Origin of the sequence: Paraburkholderia sp. GAS333, from assembly GCF_050435665.1 — a bacterium.
In the GTDB taxonomy this organism is placed as follows: Bacteria; Pseudomonadota; Gammaproteobacteria; order Burkholderiales; family Burkholderiaceae; genus Paraburkholderia; species Paraburkholderia fungorum_A.
The window spans coordinates 360058-385005 of sequence record NZ_JBNDKS010000002.1 but is presented as its reverse complement, the minus strand read 5'-3'; the positions used below and the strand labels follow the sequence as shown (position 1 = coordinate 385005).

At 58.1% G+C, this 24948-nt stretch carries 17 protein-coding genes; 6 read left to right on the top strand and 11 right to left on the bottom strand.

The window, feature by feature from the left end; genetic code table 11:
- Nucleotides 1-20: 20 nt before the first annotated feature.
- A complete protein-coding gene (locus tag ABH945_RS10850) occupies nucleotides 21-2132 on the top strand; it encodes a heavy metal translocating P-type ATPase (RefSeq protein WP_429250568.1) in 2112 nt (703 codons plus the stop codon).
- A gap of 61 nt (nucleotides 2133-2193) precedes the next feature.
- Here the strand turns inward: ABH945_RS10850 and ABH945_RS10845 are convergent, their stop codons facing one another.
- Nucleotides 2194-3222 carry a helix-turn-helix domain-containing protein gene (locus ABH945_RS10845; protein WP_429250567.1) on the bottom strand — a complete coding sequence of 343 codons (1029 nt, stop codon included), beginning with the start codon at nucleotides 3220-3222 and terminating at the stop codon, nucleotides 2194-2196.
- A 327-nt stretch (nucleotides 3223-3549) separates the two neighbouring features.
- Between ABH945_RS10845 and adh the strand changes: the two genes are divergently transcribed.
- Both adh and ABH945_RS10835 read left to right on the top strand, forming a co-directional pair.
- Nucleotides 3550-5070, top strand: a complete 1521-nt coding sequence (gene adh / locus ABH945_RS10840) for an aldehyde dehydrogenase (RefSeq protein WP_074762648.1) — start codon at nucleotides 3550-3552, stop codon at nucleotides 5068-5070.
- 86 nt (nucleotides 5071-5156) lie between these two features.
- Complete coding sequence (locus ABH945_RS10835) at nucleotides 5157-5552, top strand: DUF779 domain-containing protein (protein ID WP_074762647.1); 396 nt, start codon at nucleotides 5157-5159, stop codon at nucleotides 5550-5552.
- Nucleotides 5553-5573: 21 nt separating this feature from the next.
- Here ABH945_RS10835 and eutC read toward each other — a convergent pair whose 3' ends face one another.
- The 3 genes from eutC to eat are packed head-to-tail and all read right to left on the bottom strand — an operon-like array spanning nucleotide 5574 to nucleotide 9217.
- On the bottom strand, nucleotides 5574-6374 hold the full coding sequence (gene eutC, locus ABH945_RS10830) for an ethanolamine ammonia-lyase subunit EutC (protein ID WP_429250566.1): 801 nt from the start codon (nucleotides 6372-6374) through the stop codon (nucleotides 5574-5576).
- The gene (locus ABH945_RS10825) at nucleotides 6371-7765 is read right to left on the bottom strand and encodes an ethanolamine ammonia-lyase subunit EutB (RefSeq protein ID WP_429250565.1); all 1395 of its coding nucleotides are present in this window, start codon (nucleotides 7763-7765) and stop codon (nucleotides 6371-6373) included. The genes eutC and ABH945_RS10825 overlap by 4 nt, the downstream gene beginning before the upstream one ends.
- A 48-nt stretch (nucleotides 7766-7813) precedes the next feature.
- Nucleotides 7814-9217 (bottom strand): ethanolamine permease, encoded by a 1404-nt coding sequence (gene eat / locus ABH945_RS10820; protein ID WP_074762644.1) that lies wholly within the window; start codon nucleotides 9215-9217, stop codon nucleotides 7814-7816.
- A 261-nt stretch (nucleotides 9218-9478) separates the two neighbouring features.
- Here eat and ABH945_RS10815 point away from each other — a divergent pair, with 261 nt between their 5' ends.
- The 3 genes from ABH945_RS10815 to ABH945_RS10805 all read left to right on the top strand — a co-directional run bounded on the left by ABH945_RS10815 (nucleotide 9479) and on the right by ABH945_RS10805 (nucleotide 13476).
- A complete protein-coding gene (locus ABH945_RS10815) occupies nucleotides 9479-10345 on the top strand; it encodes an AraC family transcriptional regulator (protein WP_429250564.1) in 867 nt (288 codons plus the stop codon).
- A gap of 735 nt (nucleotides 10346-11080) precedes the next feature.
- Entirely contained in the window at nucleotides 11081-12016 is a 936-nt protein-coding gene (locus ABH945_RS10810; protein ID WP_429250563.1) for a formylglycine-generating enzyme family protein, read from the top strand.
- 533 nt (nucleotides 12017-12549) lie between these two features.
- Nucleotides 12550-13476: a formylglycine-generating enzyme family protein gene (locus tag ABH945_RS10805; protein WP_429250562.1), complete on the top strand. Its 927-nt coding sequence runs from the start codon at nucleotides 12550-12552 to the stop codon at nucleotides 13474-13476.
- 11 nt (nucleotides 13477-13487) lie between these two features.
- Here ABH945_RS10805 and ABH945_RS10800 read toward each other — a convergent pair whose 3' ends face one another.
- The 7 genes from ABH945_RS10800 to ABH945_RS10770 form a co-directional block, all read right to left on the bottom strand.
- Nucleotides 13488-15767: a hypothetical protein gene (locus tag ABH945_RS10800; protein ID WP_429250561.1), complete on the bottom strand. Its 2280-nt coding sequence runs from the start codon at nucleotides 15765-15767 to the stop codon at nucleotides 13488-13490.
- A gap of 73 nt (nucleotides 15768-15840) precedes the next feature.
- Nucleotides 15841-18525 (bottom strand): type VI secretion system Vgr family protein, encoded by a 2685-nt coding sequence (locus ABH945_RS10795; protein ID WP_429250560.1) that lies wholly within the window; start codon nucleotides 18523-18525, stop codon nucleotides 15841-15843.
- A gap of 204 nt (nucleotides 18526-18729) precedes the next feature.
- Nucleotides 18730-19017, bottom strand: coding sequence for a PAAR domain-containing protein (locus ABH945_RS10790; RefSeq protein ID WP_429250559.1), 288 nt, complete (start codon nucleotides 19015-19017; stop codon nucleotides 18730-18732).
- A gap of 183 nt (nucleotides 19018-19200) precedes the next feature.
- Nucleotides 19201-19392 carry an Imm71 family immunity protein gene (locus tag ABH945_RS10785; protein WP_429250558.1) on the bottom strand — a complete coding sequence of 64 codons (192 nt, stop codon included), beginning with the start codon at nucleotides 19390-19392 and terminating at the stop codon, nucleotides 19201-19203.
- 136 nt (nucleotides 19393-19528) lie between these two features.
- Nucleotides 19529-20608 (bottom strand): Imm72 family immunity protein, encoded by a 1080-nt coding sequence (locus ABH945_RS10780; RefSeq protein WP_429250557.1) that lies wholly within the window; start codon nucleotides 20606-20608, stop codon nucleotides 19529-19531.
- Nucleotides 20609-20663: 55 nt separating this feature from the next.
- Nucleotides 20664-22163: a hypothetical protein gene (locus tag ABH945_RS10775; RefSeq protein WP_429250556.1), complete on the bottom strand. Its 1500-nt coding sequence runs from the start codon at nucleotides 22161-22163 to the stop codon at nucleotides 20664-20666.
- Between the two features lie 2 nt (nucleotides 22164-22165).
- Entirely contained in the window at nucleotides 22166-24946 is a 2781-nt protein-coding gene (locus ABH945_RS10770) for a type VI secretion system Vgr family protein (protein ID WP_429251079.1), read from the bottom strand.
- Between the last annotated feature and the right edge of the window lie 2 nt (nucleotides 24947-24948).

Sequence of the window (24948 nt, the reverse complement as noted above, 5' to 3'; positions counted from 1 at the left end):
CCGAAGCCGTCGGCAGTGACATGCGTACCGCCATCCGCATCATGCAGATGGATTGCCCGACCGAAGAAGCGCTGATCCGCAAGAAATTCAGCCGCATGCCGCAAGTTCGCAGCATGGACTTCAACCTGATGCAGCGCGTGCTGACCGTCGTCCACGCACCCGACGCGCTCGACACGATCCTCGCCGCGCTCCGTTCGCTCGACTTCACGCCCGAACTCGCGGATGCCGGTCAGGACGGCCAATCGGCCGCCATTCCGCAAGCGCCCGTCAAACCTTGGTGGCCGCTTGCGCTCGCTGGCGTCGCTGCGGCGGCGTCAGAGGCTGCTGGCTGGCTCGGCGCACCCGCCTGGGTGTCTGCGCTGCTTGCGATCCTCGCAATCGCCTCCTGCGGCCTCACGACGTACCGCAAGGGCTGGCTCGCGATCCGCAACGGCAATCTGAACATCAACGCGCTGATGAGCATTGCCGTCACCGGCGCGCTGATCCTGCGTCAGTGGCCGGAAGCCGCGATGGTGATGGTGCTCTTCACGGTCGCCGAACTGATCGAGGCGAAGTCGCTCGACCGCGCCCGCAACGCGATCCAGGGATTGATGCAGCTCACGCCCGAACAGGCCAGCGTGCAGCAACCCGACGGCGGCTGGCAGCTCACCGATCTCGCCGCGATCGGATTGGGCGCAGTAGTTCGCGTGAAACCGGGCGAGCGGATCGCGTTGGATGGGGAAATAATCGCGGGCCGTTCGAGCGTGGATCAGGCGCCGATCACCGGTGAAAGCCTGCCGGTCGACAAAACGGTAGGCGACGCGGTGTTCGCCGGCACGATCAACCAGGCGGGTTCGCTCGATTACCGCGTCACGGCTGCGGCGAGCAACACGACGCTTGCGCGGATCATCCACGCCGTCGAAGAGGCGCAGGGCACCAAGGCCCCCACGCAACGTTTCGTCGATCAATTCGCGCGGGTCTATACGCCGATCGTGTTCGCGATCGCGCTTGCGGTCGCGGTCGTGCCGCCGCTGCTATTCGGCGGACTGTGGCACGAGTGGGTCTACAAGGCGTTGGTGATGCTGGTGATCGCGTGTCCGTGCGCGCTGGTGATCTCAACGCCCGTGACGATCGTCAGCGGGCTGGCTGCGGCCGCGCGCAAGGGCATTCTGATCAAGGGCGGCGCTTATCTGGAGCAAGGCCGCAGGCTGACCCGCCTCGCGCTCGATAAAACCGGCACGCTCACGCACGGCAAACCGGTGCAGACAGAGTTCGAGTTGATCGCCGTTGCAAAGATTGAAGGCGACGCGCTTCGTTATCGTACGCTCGCCGCGAGTCTCGCCGGGCGTTCGGATCATCCGGTGTCGATGGCGATTGCTGCGGCGGCTAAAGCCGAAGACATCGGCCAACTCCCGGTCGATGCTTTCGAAGCACTCGCCGGACGCGGCGTGCGTGGCGAGATCGAAGGCACATCGTATTGGCTCGGCAATCATCGGCTGATCGAAGAATTGGGGCGCTGTTCCGCGTCGCTCGAGACGCGTCTCGATTCGCTCGAACAGCAGGGCAAAACTGTCGTGATGCTGGCCGACGCCGAACGCGTGCTCGCGCTGTTCGCTGTCGCCGATACGGTGAAGGAAACGAGCCGCGCCGCGATCGCCGAGTTGCAACGGCTCGGTGTGAGCACGGCCATGCTCACCGGCGATAACCCGCACACCGCAACCGCCATCGCGCAACAGGTCGGCATCGACGAAGCGCGCGGCAATCAGTTGCCGGAAGACAAGTTGAACGCGGTCGCGCAGTGGTCAGCGAATGGCGCGACCGTGGGCATGGTCGGCGACGGCATCAACGACGCCCCCGCGTTGGCACGCGCCGACATCGGCTTCGCGATGGGCGCGATGGGCACCGACACCGCCATCGAAACCGCCGACGTCGCGTTGATGGACGACGACCTGCGCAAGATTCCGTCGTTCATCCGTTTATCGAAGGCGACGCATGCGGTGCTGGTGCAGAACATCGCGTTGGCGCTCGGCATCAAGAGCGTGTTTCTCGTGCTAACGCTGATGGGTCTCGGCACGATGTGGATGGCAGTATTCGCCGATGTCGGCGCGAGCTTGCTGGTCGTCGGTAATGGCTTGCGTTTGCTGCGCAAATAAATTGCGCGGCGATTCCGGTGTGACCGTTTTAATGCTCGCCTGCTAGCTGCGCCACGCGCGGTTAGTGAGCGAATTCAGCCTGACGACCCGCAGCGGCCTTTAACGTCTCAGAAGGCCGCACGCCGAACATCTTCCGATAATCGGTTGCAAACTGGCTCAGATGCCAGAAGCCCCACGCCGCCGCCACATCCTGCACGGAGCGCGATTCGCGCGCGGCATTCGACAGATCGCGGCGCGCGCCATTCAAACGGATCGCGCGCAGATACGTGGCCGGCGCCATGTTGAGCACGTCCTGAAAGCAGTATTGCAAGGTTCGACGGCTCACGTGCAGCCGTTCGCACAATTCGGGCACGTTGATCGCCCGATCCCGATTGGCCAGCACATAGTCGCGCGCTTCCCACACAATCGACTGACGACGCGGACGTGCGGGCATCGCAACGCCTTCGCACGCCGACAACGCGCCGACGTCGAACAGCGACGCCAGTACCGATGCCTGCAAGTTGCTACGCGCCGTTGAAGTCAAAGGCGCATCGCTCGCCGCACCGCCACCTAGCAACTGGCGCAGCGACGCGCACAACTGCTCCTTGCGCTCCGCACCGATCGACACGACCTGCGCGTTCGGCAGATGCTCGTCGAGGCTTACGCCCTCGATATTCGCTGCATAACGACGCAATGCTTCACCCGTTACCACCACGCCGAAAATCTCATACCCCGCGGACGTCAGCAGTTCGAACTCGACGCCGCCCGGACGAAACGCGAGAGCGTCGGCGGAAATAATTTGCGCATCGATTCGGCCCGTGCCCAACGGGCAAGTCGGAATGCCGAACCAATACGCGTCTTTCTGCACCTCACAGGTTTGCCGCAGCGTGTGGCTCGTCGTTTCGACGAACACCTGCATATCGTCGACGCACAGCTCCGTCAGACCGCCGACGAAGCAGCCTGCGGTCAACTGGTCGTAAGTCTGGTTCCAGCCGTGAAGATTGCGCGCCTGCTCGTCGGCGTCGTAGGCGACGTGTGTCTGCACGCAGAAGCTTGGTTGCGGGCTCGGCGCGGAATGTGTCAGGCGATCGTCTCGGGCATCAATCGTCATACGAGATGGGCGCAGAAAGGGAATAACAAGCCGCAATAGAAGGCAATTCCCATGCCGAACCCGCTCGCAGCCTTTCCTGTTTGAAATGCCACCACACTCGCCGCGCCCTGCTCAATTCCTGAACACCCTTTCCCAGATTGCTCAGAAACGCAGCGCACCATCGCCAAGGGATTGAACACGACGATGCGCGCAATTGCACAAATGTGCCTTCTCCACGTGCACGGATCACCAGTGCGGTGCATTGGCACGCTTCTAGCTCTAGCCCGTCACGGTCGAGCGAAATATCTCGCCGTATATAGCCCATTCAAACATGTGAGGAGCACACAGATGAATCATGCAGAGATGCAGTTTCTGACCACCGAATTCCCGTACAAGAAGCAGTATGCGAATTTCATCGGCGGCGAATGGGTCAAGCCGGTGGGCGGCGAGTACTTCGACAATGTGTCGCCGATTACCGGCGAGCCGTTCACGTCGATTCCCCGTTCGCGTGAAGCCGATATCGAACTCGCACTCGACGCCGCGCACAAAGCGAAAGTAGCGTGGGGCAAAACGTCCGTCGCAGAGCGCGCGAACATCCTGAACCGCATCGCCGACCGGATGGAAGCGAACCTGCAACGCATCGCGGTCGCCGAAACGATTGACAACGGCAAGCCGCTGCGCGAAACGATGGCCGCCGACATTCCGCTCGCCATCGATCACTTCCGCTATTTCGCCGGCGCCGTGCGTGCGCAGGAAGGCGGTATCTCCGAGATCGATCACGACACCGTCGCGTATCACTTTCATGAGCCGCTAGGCGTGGTCGGCCAGATCATCCCCTGGAATTTCCCGATTCTGATGGCCGTGTGGAAGCTTGCACCCGCACTCGCAGCCGGCAATTGCGTCGTGCTCAAGCCAGCTGAACAAACACCCGCGTCGATCCTCGTATTGCTCGAACTGATACACGACCTGCTGCCTCCCGGCGTGATCAACGTGGTGAACGGCTTCGGTCTCGAAGCAGGCAAGCCGCTCGCGTCGAACAAACGCATCGCCAAGATCGCGTTTACCGGCGAGACCACGACGGGCCGTCTGATCATGCAGTACGCGAGCCAGAACATCATTCCGGTGACGCTCGAACTCGGCGGCAAGAGCCCGAACATTTTCTTTGCCGACGTGATGAACGAGGACGACAGCTTCTTCGACAAGGCGCTCGAAGGCTTCACGATGTTCGCGCTGAACCAGGGCGAAGTGTGTACGTGTCCGTCGCGCGTGCTGATCGAAGAAAAGATTTACGACCGCTTCATGGAACGTGCGCTGAAGCGCGTCGCCGCGATTACGCAAGGGCATCCGCTCGACAGCAAGACGATGATCGGCGCGCAGGCGTCGCAGGAACAGCTTGAAAAAATCCTCTCGTATGTCGATCTCGGCAAACAGGAAGGCGCCGAATGTCTGATTGGCGGTGAACGCAATACGCTCGACGGCGAGTTGAGCAAAGGCTACTACGTGAAGCCGACCGTGTTCCGCGGCCACAACAAGATGCGCATTTTCCAGGAAGAAATCTTCGGACCAGTCGTGTCGGTGACGACTTTCAAGAACGAAGAAGAAGCACTCGAAATCGCCAACGATACGCTGTACGGCCTGGGCGCCGGCGTGTGGACTCGCGACGGCACGCGTGCGTATCGCTTCGGCCGCGAGGTGCAAGCTGGCCGAGTGTGGACCAATTGCTATCACGCGTATCCGGCGCATGCGGCGTTTGGCGGCTACAAGCAGTCGGGCATCGGACGCGAAAATCACAAGATGATGCTCGACCACTATCAGCAGACCAAGAACCTGCTGGTCAGCTATAGCGACAAGCCGCTCGGGTTTTTCTGAAAGTCGTCCTGATGTAACCCTGCATTAACGAGTCGGTTCGGGCAGGCCGCATGACGCGGCCCGCTCTTTTTCAGCGAGGGCATGTGATGACCGATGAAAAGAAAGTCGCGCGCGTAATCGCGACGCCTGCCGCCATCGAGTTGATCGACAAATTACGCGCCGAACATGGGGACGTGATATTCCATCAATCCGGTGGATGCTGCGACGGCAGCGCCCCGATGATGTTTCCGAAGAACGAGTTCATGGTCGGTGGCTCCGACGTGAAACTCGGCTTCATTGCCGGCGTGCCGTTTTACATGAGCGAATCGCAATTCGAGTACTGGCAGCACACGCAGTTGATCATCGACGCGGTGCCGGGAAATGGCGGGATGTTCTCGCTTGAGCGTCCCAGTGGCCTGCGGTTTCTGACGCGCTCCAGGTTGTTCGAAGACGACGAGAACGCGTGGCTCGAAACGCATCCTGTGGAGAAAGCGGACGCGTAATCGAAGGTATGCGACGGTGTATTACGCTGCGCCCGGATTTGAGTCGTCACTCACGGCGGGCGCGGTGCTTGTGCCTGCAAGCTGCTGTGCGTCGCTGTCGTCTTTCAGACCGACGCCGGTGAGCCCGAGGCGTCGGCCGTTGGTCAGCAGGTAATGCAACTTATGCGCGGCCAACGGATAGTCGAGTCCTTCGGGACGCACGTTCGATATGCAATTGCGTTGCGCATCGCTGCAACCCACCTTCGGCGCGTAAGTCAGGTAGATTCCGAGGCTATCGGGCGAACTCAAACCAGGCCGCTCGCCGATCAGCATCACCACCATTTTTGCTTTCAGCAATTCGCCGATTTCATCGCCCAACGCGACCCGCGCCTGACGCGCGACGACCACCGGTCCGATCTTCCAATCCTTCAATTGCGGGCATACGGCCTGTAGTAGCGGAATGGATTGCTTTGACGCAGCGAACGCCGACAGACCATCGCCGATGACGAACACTACGTCGCTCGGTTCTGCAGCGACCTGCACAAGTTCTGCACGACTCTCCTCCGATAAACGGCGGCCCAGATCGGGACGCCTCAGGTAGTGCTCGCGATCCGGCGCTGCGCTATGCGCGTCCAGCGACGTGAAGCCCTGTTCCCGCAACTGCTGATGCAACGCCCCGGTATCTAGAGGATGATGCACGGCGTCGCGCGCCTGCGCATGCGACAGGTTGAACGCCAGCAACGGCGCAGTCGGCAAACTGCTGCCCGCGCGGCCCAATGCAATGCGTGCATTAGTGAACTGCCGCAACGCATTCCACGGATTCTTTTCGAGGAAGTCGCTCATGCAATTCCCATCCAGTCGCGTGCGCCTTCGAGCAGCGGCTGTTGCGGCGATGCGCTCAGCAACGCGCCGCGCGCGTCGGTGATCTGCATCGACTCAAGCCATTCTTCGAATTCCGGCGCACGGCGTAAACCGAGAACGTCGCGCACATAAAGCGCGTCGTGGAACGACGTGCTTTGATAGTTGAGCATCACGTCGTCCGCGCCCGGAATGCCCATGATGAAATTGATGCCTGCTACGCCGAGCAGCGTGAGCAGGTTGTCCATGTCGTCCTGATCCGCTTCGGCATGGTTGGTGTAGCAGATATCGCAACCCATCGGCACGCCGAGCAGCTTGCCGCAGAAGTGATCTTCGAGACCTGCGCGCGTGATCTGCTTGCCGTCGTACAGGTACTCGGGTCCGATAAAGCCGACCACTGTGTTGACCAGAAACGGATTGAACTTGCGCGCGACGGCATACGCGCGCACTTCGCACGTTTGCTGATCGACGCCGAAATGCGCGTCCGCCGACAACGCACTGCCCTGCCCCGTTTCAAAATACATCAGATTGTTGCCGACAGTCCCGCGTTTCAGCGATAAGCCCGCTTCGTACGCCTCCTGCAACAGAGCGAGCGAAATGCCGAAGCCTGCGTTCGCTTTCTCCGTTCCCGCGATCGATTGAAACACCAGATCGACCGGCGCGCCCTTCTCGATTGCCGCAATCGTATTGGTGACGTGCGTGAGAACGCACGATTGCGTCGGCACCTGGTAGCGCTGACGGAACTCGTCGATCATCACCAGCAGCTTCGTGATGGCCGCGAGATTGTCGCTGGCCGGGTTGATGCCGATCATCGCGTCGCCGCAGCCGTACATCAGACCGTCGAGCATCGATGCAGCGATGCCTTTGACGTCGTCGGTCGGATGATTCGGTTGCAGACGCACCGACATGCGGCCGGGCAAACCGACCGTGTTGCGAAACCGCGTGATCACCGGACGCTTGCGCGCAGCCGCGATCAGATCCTGATTGCGCATCAGCTTCGACACCGCCGCGACCATCTCCGGCGTGAGCCCGGCAGCGATGCGCGTGAGCGCGTCGGCATCGGTCGTGCTGCTCAGCAGCCAGTTGCGAAAATCGCCGACCGTGAGATGCGCGATCTCGGCGAACGCTTGCGGCGAATGCCCGTCGATCACGAGACGCGTGACCTCGTCGCTCTCGTACGGGATCAGTGCCTCATTGAGGAACGTGCGCAACGGCACCTGCGCCAGCGACATTTTTGCAGCGACCCGTTCTTCTTCGCTGGCTGCTGCGACGCCCGCGAGCTGGTCGCCGGAACGTTGCGGACTGGCTTTCGCCATCAGCGTTTTCAGATCGGCAAACCGGTACGTTCGACTGCCGATCGACTCGGTGTAGCTCATGATTACGACTCCATCGCCGCTGCTGGCGCAGCGGCTCGATCCGCTATGTCACTCTTCCAGCAATGCATCCGACGGCGCCGCATCGCGTTGATGGCGCGTCGCGAGGAAGTAGACGTAGCCCAGCGCGAGAAAGATTGCAAACACGATCGCCACCAGAAAATTGAAGTAGACCATCGTCGCCAGACAGATCACCGCAGCCACCAGCGCGAACGCCGGAAACAACGGAAACAGCGGCGCGCGGAACGGACGCTCCATGTTCGGCGCAGTACGGCGCAGCTTGAACAGCGACAACATGCTGATGATATACATCACGATAGCGCCAAAAACCGACATCGTCACGATGTTCGCCGTCAGCGTCTGGCCGCCGAACTGGATCAACTCATCGCTATAAATCGCGGCAATGCCGACCACGCCGCCCGCGAGAATCGCGCGATGCGGCGTCTTGAAACGCGGATGCACCTTCGAAAGCCACTCCGGCAGATAACCCGCACGAGCCAGCGCGAAGATCTGTCGCGAATAGCCGAGGATGATGCCGTGAAACGACGCGACGAGACCAAACAGGCCGAGCCACACGAGCATATGCATCCACCCACTATGTTCACCGACGATGAATTTCATTGCTTGCGGCAGCGGGTCGTTGATGTTCGAGAGCTTGGTCCAGTCACCTGCCGCGCCGGCAAACACCATCACGCCAATGGCGAGTACGACCAGCGTCAGGATGCCGGTGACATAGGCGATCGGAATCGAGCGCTTCGGATTTTTGGCTTCTTCGGCGGCCATCGCGACGCCTTCGATCGCGAGGAAAAACCAGATGGCGAACGGAATCGCCGCGAACATGCCGTGGAACGAACCCATGCTGAAGGTATTCGCGCCCGACCAGCCACCGGTTGTGAAGTTCGACCAGCGGAAACCAGGCGACACGACGCCCATAAAAACCAGTAGTTCGAAAATCGCGAGCAACGTCACGCACAACTCGAACGCCGCGGCAATCTGCACGCCGACGATGTTCAACGCCATGAAGACGAGATACGCGCCCATTGCCGCGTGCTTCGGTTCGAGGCCGGGGAATTGCACGTGAAGATAGGCGCCGATGGCGAGCGCGATCGCCGGTGGCGCGAACACGAATTCGACGAGCGTCGCGGCGCCCGCGAGATAGCCGCCGGTCGGGCCGAACGCCTGGCGCGCGTACGCGAACGGGCCGCCTGCGTGTGGGATCGACGTGGTGAGTTCGGTAAAACTGAAGATGAAGGTCGTGTACATCGCGGCAATGAAGATCGCCGTGATAACGAAGCCGAGGGTGCCCGCACTCGCCCAGCCATAGCTCCAGCCGAAGTATTCGCCCGAGATGACGAGGCCGACTGCAATACCCCATAACTGCCATGTGCCAAGCGTCTGCTTGAGCTCGTGATGCACGATTTTGCCGATGGGCTGACTGCTGGACTCTGGTTTCATCGGAGGCTCCCGAGGTTGGCGTTGGTGCGTAGCGTCGGTTCGCGACGTTTACGCGTGGGCTGACAGACAGGCTTCAGCCGATGGTAGGGAGCCATTATTCGAGGGTGTTATCGAAATTCGGCAAAGTTTTGCGGTGGATGGCGTTTGTTTACCGGGTCACTGTTATCGCGTTTACGCGGATTCGGTAGCGGGTTAACTCCGCAGGATTTGGTAAACGGGGACGTGGTACTTTTGGTTTTCGTTATTCCTCTCCGCTCTGTCATGGATGATTCCAGTAGCCGGGCCCGCTATGAAACGCGGTTGGCACGTGTGCTCGACCATATTTACGATCATCTCGATGAGCCGCTCGACATCGATCATCTGGCGGAAATCGCGTGTTTGTCGCCGTATCACTGGCATCGGATTTATCAGGCGATGTATGGCGAGACGGTCGCGACGACTGTGCGCCGGCTGAGGTTGCATCACGCGGCGGGACATCTGGCGAACGGTTCGATGTCGATTGCCGAGATTGCCGAGCGCTCCGGTTACAGCAGTCTGCAGTCTTTTTCCCGTACTTTTCGTGCGGTGTTCGGCGTGCCGCCGGCGCAGTATCGCAAGCGAGGTACGCATAGCCGGTTCCGTCCGGCACTCTCAGGAGACGATCAAATGACGATGCGCGAAGTGGATATCCGTTCTGTCGAGCCGTTTACGCTTTTAACGGTGGATCACATTGGACCGTATATGCAGATCGGCAAGGCGTTTGATGCTTTGTTCGGCTGGCTGGCCCGACATAATCTGCTGGAGGCGGAAATGCGGATGATCGGGATTTATCTAGATGATCCCGGTGTGGTTGATGAAAATGCGTTGCGATCGAAGGCTGGGGTTTTATTGCCGCAGCGGGTGTTGGCGGCGGTGACGGCGAATGCGCCGGTTTTGGCGACTTCCGTGCGAGGCGGGGAATATGCAGTGTTGCGGCACAAAGGTCCGTATAGCGATATGCGGGCAGCGTATGAGTGGCTGTATGGAACGTGGCTTGTGCAGTCCGGTCGTGAAGCGGCGGATGCGCCGGTGTTTGAAGAGTATTTGAATAGTCCGAAGGACACGGCGCCGGCGGATCTGGTGACGGAGATATGTTTACCGTTGAAGTGACGGGTTTGATGGGCTGGGTATACGTGGTCCGATGTTTACGGATGACGTTTACGTTGCCGGTCTGCATGCTTGATGCACGCTTGTGATGCAGGTGCTCTGCCTGCTTCTCTGGTTTTTATATTCTTTGTATACGTATACGTAGTAATAGTTAACAAGCCTCGCCTCTGGCTGTGGATAACTTGGAACTTCGTTTACGTATCAAGGGGCTGCGTAAACCATAAGCCTGCGGAGTTAACGCGGATAGGAACACGGAGCCAGGGACAACTTTTTGATGACCTGGTTAACCGGCGTTGTTATCAAAGTTTCGCCCACAAGCTGCCAGGGGGCTTGTACAAAAGTTATCCAGAGGGGGGTGTGGATAAGTTTTTGAGGTGGAGGATCTGCGTATTGTGTCGTATCGGCAAAGCCGTTCGGCTCCGGATCCCCCGTTCGGCGGCATACATCGATTGCATGCCGGGCGGGCGATCGGTTGTCCGTCTTAAATCCACTTTGCATTAAATGTCGTTGACCGATTTCAAAGGCTAAATTAATTTAATCGGTATTAAGTACGCGATTTTTTTGATGTCAAATAAATCCGAATGTAATTGTGTTCGTCGTCGCTTGACGGCTGGTTGTCGGCTAATTACGCAATTAGCATATATTCGTTCCAGATTTACCGATTATCAAATCAGACTCCGTTCGAAAGCGGCATATCAAACCTATAATTACGCAGCCTTCGACATGGAGATTGATTGCATGCCTTTGTTTGTCACGAAACACCCCGTTATCGGGATCGCCATGCTCGTCGGATCTGCTATTTGCCTGCCTGCGTGCACCCACGGCGATCAAAACATTCAATCGGCCGACGTCAAAGCACTGGTCAGTAAATCGCTCGGTGACATGGTGTTCGTCAAAGGCGGCACGTTCACGATGGGGGACTTCGGTCCGCAAGTGACGCCGGAAAAATTGCCGTACACGTCGCAGCATGAAAACAAGCCGGCGCATCAGGTGACGCTCGACAGTTTCTCGATCGGCAGGCACAAGGTTACCTATGCCGATCTCGACGTCTATACCGCCGCAACCGGCAAACCATCCTGGCCTCAAGACAAACTCGATCAGTCGGATAAGGTGGCGGGCAACCCGGCGGGTGTTCCCTGGCAAATGGCTAAGGACTACTGCGAGTGGCTCGGCAAGCAAAGCGGCGAACCCGTTGATCTGCCTACCGAGGCGCAATGGGAATACGCTGCGCGCTCCGGCGGCAAACCGGTGATCTTCGGCACCGACAACGGCAATTACGAATCGGATCGCAACCTGCCTTCCATCGACACGATCGAGCAAAAGTACACAGCGCCTTCTACTGTTTCCTCGTACATGTACCTAGTTGGCCAATATCCGCCGAATCCGCTCGGTTTATACGATGTCGGCCTCGATGGGAGGGATTGGGTCAACGACTGGTTCGCGCCCGACTACTACGAGCACTCGCCGGAAAAGAATCCGACCGGCCCGGCAACGGGCACGAGGAAGGTGATTCGCGGCGCGGAAGGGGACAACCAGGAAACTGCGATGACGGTATACCGGTACAGCGCGCCACCGGGAGGGTACGTCATCAAGCTGCGGAACGGCCGAACGATTGGGCCTACTTCTGTCAATCTGACCTTTCGCTGCGCGGTGCAGAAAGCTGCTCCACTTTAGTCAGTCGCGCGCTATGCGACCCGCACGTCAGGCATGTTCTGTTAGAAAGGGGGAGGACCCGCGGCCGTTTGGAATGCGTAGTCGTGTGAATCGACGTGAGCAACCGTACAGCCCGATGTCAGGTGGGCTTTAGCATGGCGGTCAAGCTGTCGTAGTGGTCGTCGACTACTTTCGCGTCGCTCGGTTGTATCGCCCGAATCCACTTGCGGATCGATATCCCTGGATGACGTTACCATCGCTGTTCATTATCGACACGTGCCGCTGCGCGTCACAACATCCCCAGGCGTGATTGCCGTTTTAATCTATTCCTTTGTTCTGTCTCAAACGCAATTGAGCAACTCGCCAATAGCGAATGCAAAAAAACAGCGGGTGCCACGCTTTTCAGATTGAAAAGGCAGATCGCGGTATCTCGGTCCAATTTTTACCAGATATGCACGAAACCTTTCGAAACTACGAGTTGTTGCAATTGAAAAACGTCCAAAAATACGGATCGAACTTATAATCCGTCAGCTATCCGCCCGGAGATTGATCGCATGCATTCGTCATTGCCGAAGTACGTCAAACTGTCAGCTATTCCACTCGCGGTACTCGTGTTTTCTTTACCGGCTTGCAGTCAGACCGGGCAGTCTCCCGAAGTCGGGGCGCTGGTTAAGAAATCGCTCGGTGACATGGTGTTCGTCAAAGGCGGCACGTTCACGATGGGGGACTTCGGTCCGCAAGTGACGCCGGAAAAATTGCCGTACACGTCGCAGCATGAAAACAAGCCGGCGCATCAGGTGACGCTCGACAGTTTCTCGATCGGCAGGCACAAGGTCACGTATGCCGATCTCGACGTCTATACCACCGCAACCGGCAAACCATCCTGGCCGGAATACAAGCTCGATAAGTTGCAAAAGGTGGCGGGCAACCCGGCGGGCGTCCCGTGGCAAATGGCAAAGGACTACTGCGAGTGGGTCGGCAAGAACAGTGGCGAACCTGTCGATCTGCCCACCGAGGCTCAGTGGGAATATGCGGCGCGCTCAGGCGGCAAACCGGTGATCTTCGGAACCGACAACGGCAAATACGAATCGGATCGCAACCTGCCTTCCGTCGATACGATCAAGCACAAATTCACCGCGCCTTCCGTTGTTTCCTTGTACCTCTACCTCGTCGGTCAATATCCGCCGAATCCTCTCGGTTTATATGATGTCGGCCTCGATGGGAGGGATTGGGTCAACGACTGGTTCGCGCCCGACTACTACGAGCACTCGCCGGAAAAGAATCCGACGGGCCCGGCAACGGGCACGATGAAGGTGATTCGCGGTGCCGAAAGCAATCAGCAGGGAACTGCGATGACGGTTTACCGGGATAGCGCGCCACCGGGAGGGTACGTCATCAAGCTGCGGAACGGCCAAACGATCGGGCCTACTTCTGTCAATCTGACCTTTCGCTGCGCCGTGCAAAAGGCTGGTCCGCTTTAGGCAGAGACACGTTATGCGACCCGCACGTCAGGCATGTTCTGGTAGAACGGGTGGGGACCCGCGGCGGTCTGGAATGCGTAGTCGTGTGAATCGACCTGAGCAACCGCATAGCCCGGTGTCGGGTCGGTTTTTAACATGGCGGTCAAGCTGTTGTAGTAGTCGTCGATTTCTTTCGCGTCGCTAGCGGGTGTCGAGCCGAGCGACATCGCCAGAAACCTGCGCAAAGCGGCTCGGCGTTCGGTGATATCGCCTGAATCCCCTTGCGGATCGATATGCTGGACGACGTTATCGAGATCGTGCCGGGTATGTGACCATTTGAGGATCTGCTTGACCGCGTCCTTGCGACGTCCATACCAACGTCCATAGGTGTGGTTGGCCATATCGGTACCATCGGACACATACCAGTGACGAGTCAGCTGATAAATCATTATTCCCTTTGCTTCGGGTGTTGCGTATTGAAGCATCCACGGATTGGACAATACGCTGTTCATCAGTTTGACCCGTGCAGCTTCCTTCTCGTATTCAGCAACCAGTTCGATGAATGCCTGGTTGATGTCCAGTGCTGCCTGGCCAACCGTATCCGCCAGTTTCTGATAACCCTGGATCACCATCACCTGGATTTGCGTAAAAGCGTCGAACGCCGGTTCGTCCACGAACTTCAACCGCTGAAAATTCGCGTGGTAGAGCTGATAGAAGAACCATTTGAAAAACTCGGCGATATACAGCGCATCGACCGACACCTCGATGTCGCCCTTCGCGCCTACCCCCAGGCATAGCCCAGCCTTAGCCTTGATCCGGAAACGTCCCGCTGCGTAGCTCACGTCGAGCATGCACGTGAGACCCGCACCGGCCATCGCGGTGACCGTATCCCCCACCTTAGCGAACGCCTTGTATTTGCCGCTCGGTCCTGTCTTTGCCGGCTCCATCCACTCGAGCGCGCCTTCCAGAGACAGGTCTGCACGCGCGCCGGCGAACACGTCGAGATCGACGTTAGCGCTGGGATCGACCGGTTTGCCACCTACCTTGATTTCACGTTGTTTGGTCGCTGGATTGTCGACCGCTGCGCCATACAGGCCCAACTCCTCGCGTTTCTCATCGCGATAGTCGACGACGACCCCTAACTGCGCGACCACGCTCGCGCCCACCATGCCGGAGAGGCCGAGTTCACCCTTGAATCGCACTGCGCCGAGCGGATAGTTCTTGCCGTCGTCTCCGTCGAGACTCCACATCCAGCCAGCGATGTCGGGGTAATAGAACGCACCCGACACCTTGCCTTCCGCGATGGCGAATTCCGCTTGCGCGGATGCCTTGAGCGCCACCCGTCCTTTCTTCGGTTCCCATTCGGTGTCGAGACCTGCGCCGGCCAGATAACGCATCAACTGCGCTTTCGCCTCGATGCTGACGTTGTTGCTGAATACCGTCTGCTTGGGTTTTTCCTTTTCTTTCTTCGCACCCTCACCGCCCTCACTGCTCTCCCCGGCTTCGCCGCGCTCCGCAGGTTCTTCCGCGCCCGCGCTGTAACTGAGATCCTTGTTCCACTGTTCGGCCCACGCGAAGAGCGTACCCGTCACGTGTGTTTCGACAACCTCCGACGACACCTTGGTCTTTTCATACAACTGCGATTTGATCGCGCTATCGCGATTGATCAGTACGCCTTCTTTCAGCTTGTCGATGTCGATCTTGCGCTTGCCCTGCGCATTGGTCTTGATGAAACTTTTCGCACCGGTTTCCTTCTCCGACTTGCGGCCCTTCATGTCTTCGAATGCGGCGGGACCGAATTTATGCCAGCCGGCTTTGATCTTGTTGGAGCGCACATAGTGAAGCTTGTACTTGGCGAACTTCACCGACTTGTTGCCATTCGCATCCATATGGATGGGAATCAGCTCGACCATCGTCAGGTCTTTGCTGTCGAGTTTGCTGAGTGGCTCCAGCTCCTTTTTCAATGCCTTGTGCGCGGCCTCGCGCTCCTTCAACGCACTATCGACGGAGCTCTTGTACGCTTCACCGGCACGCGGATCGGACATGTGATTCCGGACGTCCTCCGCATACGCCTTCAACACGGTGTCGAGCTTCTCGTTCGCCTTATGATATTTGTCGACCCGATCGTGCAGTAGATTGCACTCGCTCTGTAACGCACCGACATCTTCCGCGGGAACGAGGATGAACTCCCCCGTCTCGGGCCGGAAATAAAGCATTGGCGCGGGATCGTGCGGCACCTTCACGATGCTGTCGGGTGTCGTGTTGGTGGTGCCGTTGCCGTCAGGCGCGTTGTTTGTACTCGGAGCGTTCATGGTATCGGTCAGCTTGAATGCGCAAAGGATTCAGCGCCTCACAAAAGAAGGCGCACGTACTCGTTGGCCGGGATCAGGTATCCAGAAAGACTTTTAATGCGCTAGGCGTGCTCGTCATGATGCGTGAGGTGAGACCTTGATCATCGGTCATGCCCTCGAACACCTTGCCCTCCGCGGTCTCGATGCGGTAGCGCACGTAAGGCGCGGGATCACCCGACGTCTTGTCGTGGATCTTGAACTGCTCGTTGTATGGGCCGTCGCCGTTCGGCATTGTTGGAGTCGGGCTCGACAGGCTCGTTGGGCCGGCAAATGAATGCGATGCGCCCTTGATATCGATTTTTCCAGGTGCGTGAATTTCGATGTTGCCGTCTTTCAGGCGGATATAAGCGCCGCCGCTCGTGAGCAGAATGTCCTGCTTCGCGACGACCTCGACCTTCTCCGTTGCGGAAATCAGCTTCACGCCTTTCTGCGCAGTGATCTCTACGTTATCCGACTGAGCCTGAATCTCCACCTTGCCTTTCGCGGCGAACAGTTTCATGCCCGCGTTCTGCACGAACAGACTGATCTTCTCCGACACGCTCGCGATTAGCGATTTGCCCGTTGCAATATGCGTGCTCTGCCCGCTCACCAGATTGACGTGTTCGGCCGCTGCGATGTGCACCGACTTTTGCGTGGACATTGCTATGCCAGACGGCGTGGCGAACAACATGATCGGTTCCTTGAAGCCATTGGCGCTGCCCGTGCCCCCACCCGCCGTATTTCCCCCGCTGGTGGCCGCCCCCGCCACGCTGTTCTGCGTCGCATCCGTGAACGATTTCAGCGAGTCGTGCCCGTCTTTCAGACTCTCTGCCTGATGCGTTTCGCTCGCTTGCGAGAGCGACTCGATCACACTTTCGGAATTGACCAGCTGACTGCTTGCCGCGCGCGCATCGAGCGGCTGGCTCGTGGCACCCATCGTCGGATGCGTCGACACGTACATGCCTTGCGCCGCGCGCACCGCGCCGTACGCATCGGACTTCAGATCGAAACCACTGCCCAGATACGCGCCGCGCGTGTTGCCCGTCTGCGCGACCAGATACCCGAGATGAAGCTGCGAGTTCGCACTGCTGCTGTACATCTGCACGCGGTTCTGACCGGTGGCATCGTCCATCACCATCTGGTTGTAACCGCTACCTTGGTACTCCTTCGATTTGTAACCCGACAGGATGCCGTTCGAATGCCAGTCGGGCGTCGTCGCACCGTTATAGACGCGGCCGGTGACGATCGGCCGGTCGCAGTCGCCGTCCAGAAACGAGATGATCACTTCTTCGCCGATGCGCGGTACGTGCACGCCGCCGTGCCCGCCACCCGCATTCGATTGCGAGACCCGCACCCAGCACGACGCGTTTTCGTCACCCGGATTCAGACGGTCCCAGTGCATCTGGACCTTGATGCGGTTCAGCGCGTCCGTGAACACTTCCTCGTTCGCCGGGCCGACCACGACGGCCGTCTGCATGTGCATTTCCGGCTTGTGATGGTCGAGCGGACTGCGGAACGGGATGCTCTTGCGCTGCGCCTCGACGCTCGCCATGAAGAAGCCTTCGCTGCCGTCAGCGCCCCTGACGACCAGCGTCGGATCGTTCGCATGTTGCGCGCGGGCGGCGGCGATCGTCTGATTCAGGCTGTGCGGGAAATCGGTCGTGCCGCTGGACGCCGGCAGGTTGTTCTCGATCACCCAGTCGACTGCGATCACCGCAAACTGCCGGTCCTGCTGACTGCCGGTGCTGTGCTCGGGATGATCTTCCAGTTCGAACCACCGGCCGGCATCAAGACGACGGACCGCGCCTACACCGTGGAAACGCTTCGCGCGCGACTCCCACTCTTCCATCCGCACTTTCGCCAGCTGATCGCCGCGGTCCTGCTTATCGTACGTGTACGCGCCGGTGTACTCGTACACCTCAGCCTGCTGCGGCAGGTCTCCTTGCGTGGTCAGCGTGGGTATCGTCGTGCCCTTTGGATTCGCACCCGTGGACGGCGACTTGTAATCGAATGTGCGCGTGGTCAGCGTGGTGCTTTGCAGCGTGCGCGTGCCGCTCCATTGCACGAAGGCATCCGCTTCGCTGCTGGTGCCCGAGCGATAGAAATCGACCGATTGTGGAGAAAGTGGCTGCAGGCTACCGATATCGTCGGTAATGACCAGCGTATGCGATTTACCGTCGGCGGCCTGTTCGAAATAGCCGAACAGGCCTTCCGATTCCATTAATCGATGACAGAAATTCCAGTCATCCTCGTATTGAACGCAGAATGAGCGCGGCGGCAAGGTATTACGTAATGTGAAACGAAATGCGCCCTGCGCCTGCGGATGCATATTGAATACATCGGTGAGGATTTCATCGACCGTTTTATCCTGCCAGATACGTGCATCTTTGCGAAAGCGCAGAAAATGCATCCACGAGACAAAGCCGATCTGATAGCTGGTAAGCGCGCTATCCGAACCCAGACGACGGGCGGTATGCACATAACCGTGATGCGGGGCGTAGGACTGATCGCTCTGCTGCATCCACAGCGTAACGGGCTGGGCGATCAGGGTTTTGAGTTCGATATTATCGGTGTTTGAAACAGCGTCTAGCGTGAACTCATAATTGCGACCTAGCCGGGAATGGCCGACCAGCCTTTGTGGCACTAGCGTATTGGCACCCAGTGTGGTGTCCAGTTTAAGCAGGCGATCGCTCTGTAACAAGCCGCCGTTTATCGCCGCGATTAAGTCCTGCGCGCCCATACCGCCTCTTTTTATGCAATTCGCGCCCCCGCGCTATCGCGCGATAGTACAAAAAATTACTGCGGTATGGCAATTAGGTATTCAAAAAAATTGTTAAATCGGAATTTGTTTCTTTATTTGTTTGGAAAAATGTAAATTCGGTAAAAATAGCAATTGATGCGTAGAAGTATAATTTTTAGTTATTCGGTGGCTAATTTAAATGCGTTATGCATCAATTGAAATTGACTGCTGTGAGGCCACGAGTTTGGGAGGCGGATGGCAACCGCAAATGCACAGATCGTCACTGAGTGCGGCGTGACGACCGTCGGGTGCGGTCATGACCTGGCGTGGGCCGTCGCACTGGATTTTGCCAGTCGTATTGCAGGTGGGGCAGGCGACCGGATCGCCCTCATGGGCGACGTCTTTGTCGCTTAACTGGATTGTGGTGGAGGCAGCTTCGACCGTGCCGTTGGCGGTTGTTTTGTCGCCGTTGAGAATCAGGTAGCGTTTCATGGGGGATTGCCTTCGGTTGAGGTTGTCGTGTGGTTCAGTTTCAGCCTGTTCGTTGGTATGCTTAGTGAGATGCGGTAGTTATCGTAGCAATGTTTGGGATGTGGGGGGTTTTTGCGCTTATGCGGTGGTTCGCTTTGATTGCCGCTTCAATCTGAATTTTAAGTACGGCAAACCCAATCGAAATTAGTTGAGGGTATCTGCCAGCATCTGTTCGGGCTGACTCGATGGCCAGGTCTTGACCGCGTTCTCATACGCACGCGAGAAAATTTGCCAGTCGTCGCGCTTCCTGGCCCAGAGGCTATAGCTGGTCAATCTCTTCAGGAGCCAGAAAACCTGACGGCGCGTCGTTTTATCGCGCATGCTGAACAACTTCATTGGGGTCCTGTCGTCCGTTACCGGTTGTCCTGCAACGCGGCGAAGCCCGCACTCACCCGACCGACGCGCACTCAGCACACCAAAGCCCGACCGTCGCTCCGAAGTGTAGTTATCGCAACGCGCATGGATAGCCGGATTACGTGCGCTTAATCAGATGCCACGTAACCCAATGCACCTTCCGCTCACCCAGATTGTCCTTCACCAACAGATCTGGCATCGACGCGCCCTGTTCGACGTGCACAGTTTTGCCTCCGTATTCGTCTGTGCCCCACTCTCCGGATACCGGGCAGATATCGCTGGTGCGGACTGGCTCAACGGGGACGGGATTCACCGGTTCTGCTGGATTGCTTGCGTCGAGGAAATACTGCGATTCGTCCGGAATGACTCCGTTCGCGTAGCGCGTGTCCTCCCACAGCAGACGCCAGTGCGTGGGTACGATAGTCGAACTGAATGTGGCGCTGTCGTATCCTTCGAAATTGGGTGCTACCGTATCGGCTACGAAGTAATTGAAACATCCGTTGTTCCCGAACAGTTTTGCTCCGAGCGGAATGACACCCAGGACGCGGCTTTGCTCGATGGTGACAGGCTCCCAAATGCCATCGCACGGAACTGGCTGGCCGGACCGAATCACCGGGCCAGACGGATTCGGAACGTTGGGTAAAACTTCGGGGAAAATCGGGTAAGCGAGTTCGTAGAACGTGTGGTTGTATGCGTGACGGTCCAGCAGTCCATTTGGCACCTGAAGATACGCGAAGTTGTAATCCGTACCCCACACCTCCAGCGGCGCGAACTCCTTTTGGACCTGAGATGCGTGCATCAACCTGGCGAGCGAATCTACTTTCGGCGGATACGACTGGATTTGACTGCCGCGTTCCCAGTACTTCGGATCCCTATGAAAATAATCGACCAGATAGTTGAATCGATTAACTACCTGTTCAAGTGCCTCGCCCTTGCGCCATACAAAGCGACGACCGTGTGCAAGTTCGTCGAGCCCTTTGTCGTAGTGGCTCAGGATCTCATAGATCGTCGTCAGGTGGTCCGCATCGAGCGCTTCCGGATCAGTCGATGGCCACGTCTTGACTGCCGTTTCGTATGCCGTGGCAAATACCTTGAAGGCGCTGTGTTTTGCTTTCCAGAGGGATAAGCTGGTCAGACGCTGGAGCAGCCAGAAAATCTTGCGTCGCGTGACGTCGTCTTGCATGTCGTACTGATTCATTATTTCGATCCCTCTCGCATTTGTCGCTAACGCTACCTACAGTGGTCTTAGATCGTCATTTATCACGGACTTCGTCTTGAGCAAGCTTGCGAGTGGACGCAGCGCCTGTATCCTCCGCAGATTTTCCGTAGCCATATACCCGTTCGACGTCTTCCCAGTTTGTCTTGAAGAAGTCGAAGCGTACTCCATTGATGATTTCGGTATGAGTACCACTATGACTCGCGTCCTTCACCGTCTCGCCAACGGCCGTAATTCTGTCGGTGATCGCTTTGCCAAAGCTGGCAAGTAACTGCTCGCCACCGCCCTCGAGATATTGCAAGGGTTCTTTTTCGCTGTACTGCTCTGAAATCTTGCCTATCCAGGCCTTGGCCTCAGGCCACAGGTCAGCGAGATTGTCCGGCAGATGGGCGACCACGAGAAAACCGTTGGCATTCCAGTCGTCCAGAACGGCAGACTGCGTGCGCCATTCTTCGGCGCTTCTGGGGGCATCGCCTACGCCCCAATAGGAACCTCCGAAGAAGCCGCCGGCGTCCGATTTGCCTGCCGTCGTCACTTCACTCTTCTTGCCAAATGCCCGATAAAGCTTTTTCCCAGCCAGTTGCCGTGCATCCACCGCGGTAATCGCGCCGTGAAAGGAGGCGATGCTCCGATAAACCTCTTCTTCACCAAACACTGGCATTTTGCCCTTGTTATAGAAAAGATCTGGCCAGCCTTTCTTGATATTTGGCCCAAACTCCGCTTGCAACCGCGCTTCCAATGGTCCATCCACGCGTGCCGACCTTGCTGGATACGGCCCCTGCGGAAATTTGCGAGGACGAGCCTTCTCCTCCAGCACCGCCTCCGACTCACGCTCCACCTTCGGCTTTCCACCTGTCGCGATCGACCTCGATTCGCCTTCATACGCGGCGTTCTGCAACACCCTGATCTTGTTATCCAGTTCGGCCAGTGCTTTCGGCACCATTTTGTCAGCGATGTCCGGCAATGTCTCGAATCCATCCGAGACGGTCTGCAACTGCATGTGCCATTGGGTCGGCAACATTTTGCCGACGCTCGCATCGAGGGTCTTCTCGATGGTGCGATGCACGGTCGTGCAAAAGCTCTTGAATTTGGCGAGAATCTCGGCCTGGTACTTTTTCACATCCAATGAACGCAGCCATTTGGGTGCATCGCCATGGCCCATCCGGTTGAGGAACTCCACAACTTCGCTCAACAACTTTTCGTCCTTCGCCGCGTCACCCGCAACGCGCAGCGACAGTCGACCTACGCCTTTGATCACGCCGCCGACTATTGGGATCAGTGCAAACACGAGCACGACGAGGAGCACCCACTCCATGACTTGCTGCCGTTTCCTCGCATCTGTGCTCATGCCGATACTGACCGCGAGCAGATCACGCACGGCTGTCACATCGCCGAGAATCGGAATCATGCCAATCACGGCATCGGTGATGATCTGAGAAATGGTCTGCTTCTCGTTGAACGCCCCTTGCATCGTTCCCCAACACCATTGCCCGACTTCCATCGAGGTCTTTTTGAAATCTTCAACGCTCCAACCCACGATCACGCTCCCCCGTGTTTCTGGATCAGCGACTCAATGTCGCCGTCAGATAACGACTCGCCCTTGAAGTCCGGATTTTGGGTCACGTTCTTGCGCGCATAGGAACGCACGTCCGGCCCGAGCTTGACCTGGACGGGACCAGCCGGCACACCTTCCAGATGCATTTTTCCTTGCGCGTCCAATACGCCCTCTCGCGTACTGTTGTCCGATAGCGTTGCGATGTAGCTGGCGCCCTGAACCGGCTCATTGTCGTGATACAGATACTGCATCGCGGCGTCGTATTGGGACGTTGGAAGTAAAGGCAGTGGGTAGTTAGTCTGAGCGGGACCGTTGAATGTATGCGGACTACCCTTGATATCGACTGTGCCGGGCGCATGAATCTCGATGTTGCCGTTCTTGAGGCGGATATACGCGCCGCCCGACGTGAGGAGAATTTCCTGGTCGGCTGCAGCTTCGACCTTTTCAGTTGCAGACAGCACTCTCAAGGTCTTCTGAGCAGTGAATTCGACGCTTTCGGAGTGGGCCTGGATTTCTACCTTGCCCTTCGCGGCGAACAGTTTCATGCCTGCGTTCTGGACGAACAGACTGATCTTCTCCGACACGCTCGCAATGAGCGATTTGCCGGTCGCGATGTGCGTGCTCTCCCCACTCACCAGATTGATGTGCTGATCCGCCGCGACGTGCGTGGACTTTTGCGTTGACATCGCAATACCCGCAGGGGTCGCGAAAAGCATGATCGGTTCTTTGAATGCGTTCGCGCTGCCGGTACCGCCACCTGCCGTGTTGCCGCCGCTACTCGCGGCGCCGGAGATACTGTGTTGCGTAGCGTCGGCGAACGACTTCAGCGAATCGTGAGCGTCCTTCAAGCTTTCCGTCTGGTGCCTCTCGCTTGCCTGCGAAAGCGCTTCGATCACATTTTCCGAACTCACCAACTGGCTACTGGCCTCACGGACCTCAAGCGGCTGGCTCGCTGCGCCCGTTGTCGGATGCGTCGACACATACATGCCTTGTGCAGCCCGGATCGCCCCGAATGCATCCGACGTGAGATCGAAACCACTGCCAAGATACGCGCCGCGCGAGTTACCCGTCTGCGCGATCAGATAACCCAGATGCAGTTGCGAGTTCGCGCTGCTGCTGTACATCTGCACCCGGTTCTGGCCGGTCGCGTCGTCCATCACCATCTGGTTATAGCCGCTGCCCTGATACTCCTTCGACCTGTAGCCCGACAGAATCCCGTTCGAATGCCAGTCCGGCGTCTTAGCGCCGTTATAGGCACGTCCGGTGACAATCGGTTTGTCACAGTCGCCATCGAGGAAAGATACGATCACTTCTTCGCCAATACGAGGCACATGCACTGCGCCGTAGCCACCCCCCGTATCTGACTGGGCCACACGCATCCAGCACGACGCGCTCTCATCTCCGTCATTGAGACGGTCCCAATGCATGTGGACCTTGATGCGGTTCAAATCGTCCGTAAAGACTTCTTCATTCGCCGGGCCGACCACGATAGCCGTCTGCATATACATCTTCGGCTTGCCATGCTCAAACGGGCTGCGGAACGGCACTGTTTTACGCTGCGCTTCGACGGCGGCCATGAAGAAGCCTTCACTGCCATCGCTGGACCTGATCACCAGCGCCGCATCCGTGCCGTGCGCGGCGCGGGCCGCCGCCAGCGTCCCGTTCAGGCTATGCGGGAAGTCCGTCGTGCCGCCTGAAACTGGCAGATTGTTCTCGATCACCCACTCGACGCTGATAACGGCAAACTGACGCTCCTGCTCGCTATCGGTGCTGTGATCCGGGTGGTCGACAAGTTCAAACCAGCGTCCCGTGTCGATCCTTCGTACCGCGCCCACACCGTGGAAGCGCTTCGCGCGCGACTCCCACTCTTCCATCCGGATCTTGGACAAATGATCGCCGCGGTGCTGCTGATCGTACGTGTAGGCGCCCGTGTATTCGTACACCTCCGCCTGCTGCGGCAGGTTGCCTTGGGTACCCAGCGTGGGCACCGTCGTGCCCTTCGGGTTCGCCCCCGAAGACGGCGACTTATAGTCGAACGTCCGCGTGGTGAGCGTCGTGCTCTGCAGCGTGCGGGTGCCACTCCACTGGACAAAGGCGTCCGTCTCGCTGTTCGTGCCCGAGCGGTAAAAATCCACCGTCTGCGGCGACAGCGGTTGCAGGCTGCCCATGTCGTCGGTAATCACCAGCGTATGCGACTTGCCGTCGGTGGCCTGCTCGAAATAACCGAACAACCCTTCCGCTTCCATCAATCGATGACAGAAATTCCAGTCGTCTTCATATTGGACGCAAAAAGAACGTTGTGGCAACGGACTGCGCAAAACAAAGCGGAACGCACCCCGCGCCTGCGGATGCATATTGAATACATCAGTGAGAATTTCGTCTGCCGGCTTATCCTGCCAGATACGCGCATCTTTTCTGAAGCGCAGAAAATGCATCCAGGAAAAGAAGCTGATCTGATAACAGGTTATCGCGCTGTCCGAGCCCAACCGGCGCGCGGTATGGACATAACCGTGGTGAGGCGCGTAGGACTGGTCGATTTGCTGCATCCACAGCGTTACCGGTTGGGCGATCAGCGTTTTAAGTTCGATGTTCTCATTCGTGGAAACGGTGTCCAGCGTGAATTCATAGTCACGGCCTAGCCGGGAATGACCCACCAGCCTTTGTGGCAGAAGGACATTGGCACCCAGTGGCGTATCGAGTTTCACTAAGCGATCGCTTTGCAACAAGCCATTATTTATCGCCACGATTATGTCCTGAGCATTCATGC

Excerpts from the sequence above, each read along its gene's own strand:
- ABH945_RS10815 (WP_429250564.1), top strand. The coding sequence starts at position 9,479 with ATGGATGATTCCAGTAGCCGGGCCCGCTATGAAACGCGGTTGGCACGT.
- ABH945_RS10790 (WP_429250559.1), bottom strand. The coding sequence starts at position 19,017 with ATGAAACGCTACCTGATTCTCAACGGCGACAAAACAACCGCCAACGGC.
- adh (WP_074762648.1), top strand. The coding sequence starts at position 3,550 with ATGAATCATGCAGAGATGCAGTTTCTGACCACCGAATTCCCGTACAAG.
- eat (WP_074762644.1), bottom strand. The coding sequence starts at position 9,217 with ATGAAACCAGAGTCCAGCAGTCAGCCCATCGGCAAAATCGTGCATCAC.
- ABH945_RS10785 (WP_429250558.1), bottom strand. The coding sequence starts at position 19,392 with ATGAAGTTGTTCAGCATGCGCGATAAAACGACGCGCCGTCAGGTTTTC.
- eutC (WP_429250566.1), bottom strand. The coding sequence starts at position 6,374 with ATGAGCGACTTCCTCGAAAAGAATCCGTGGAATGCGTTGCGGCAGTTC.
- ABH945_RS10835 (WP_074762647.1), top strand. The coding sequence starts at position 5,157 with ATGACCGATGAAAAGAAAGTCGCGCGCGTAATCGCGACGCCTGCCGCC.
- ABH945_RS10805 (WP_429250562.1), top strand. The coding sequence starts at position 12,550 with ATGCATTCGTCATTGCCGAAGTACGTCAAACTGTCAGCTATTCCACTC.
- ABH945_RS10825 (WP_429250565.1), bottom strand. The coding sequence starts at position 7,765 with ATGAGCTACACCGAGTCGATCGGCAGTCGAACGTACCGGTTTGCCGAT.
- ABH945_RS10800 (WP_429250561.1), bottom strand. The coding sequence starts at position 15,767 with ATGAACGCTCCGAGTACAAACAACGCGCCTGACGGCAACGGCACCACC.
- ABH945_RS10850 (WP_429250568.1), top strand. The coding sequence starts at position 21 with ATGCGTACCGCCATCCGCATCATGCAGATGGATTGCCCGACCGAAGAA.
- ABH945_RS10780 (WP_429250557.1), bottom strand. The coding sequence starts at position 20,608 with ATGAATCAGTACGACATGCAAGACGACGTCACGCGACGCAAGATTTTC.
- ABH945_RS10770 (WP_429251079.1), bottom strand. The coding sequence starts at position 24,946 with ATGAATGCTCAGGACATAATCGTGGCGATAAATAATGGCTTGTTGCAA.
- ABH945_RS10795 (WP_429250560.1), bottom strand. The coding sequence starts at position 18,525 with ATGGGCGCGCAGGACTTAATCGCGGCGATAAACGGCGGCTTGTTACAG.
- ABH945_RS10810 (WP_429250563.1), top strand. The coding sequence starts at position 11,081 with ATGCCTTTGTTTGTCACGAAACACCCCGTTATCGGGATCGCCATGCTC.
- ABH945_RS10845 (WP_429250567.1), bottom strand. The coding sequence starts at position 3,222 with ATGACGATTGATGCCCGAGACGATCGCCTGACACATTCCGCGCCGAGC.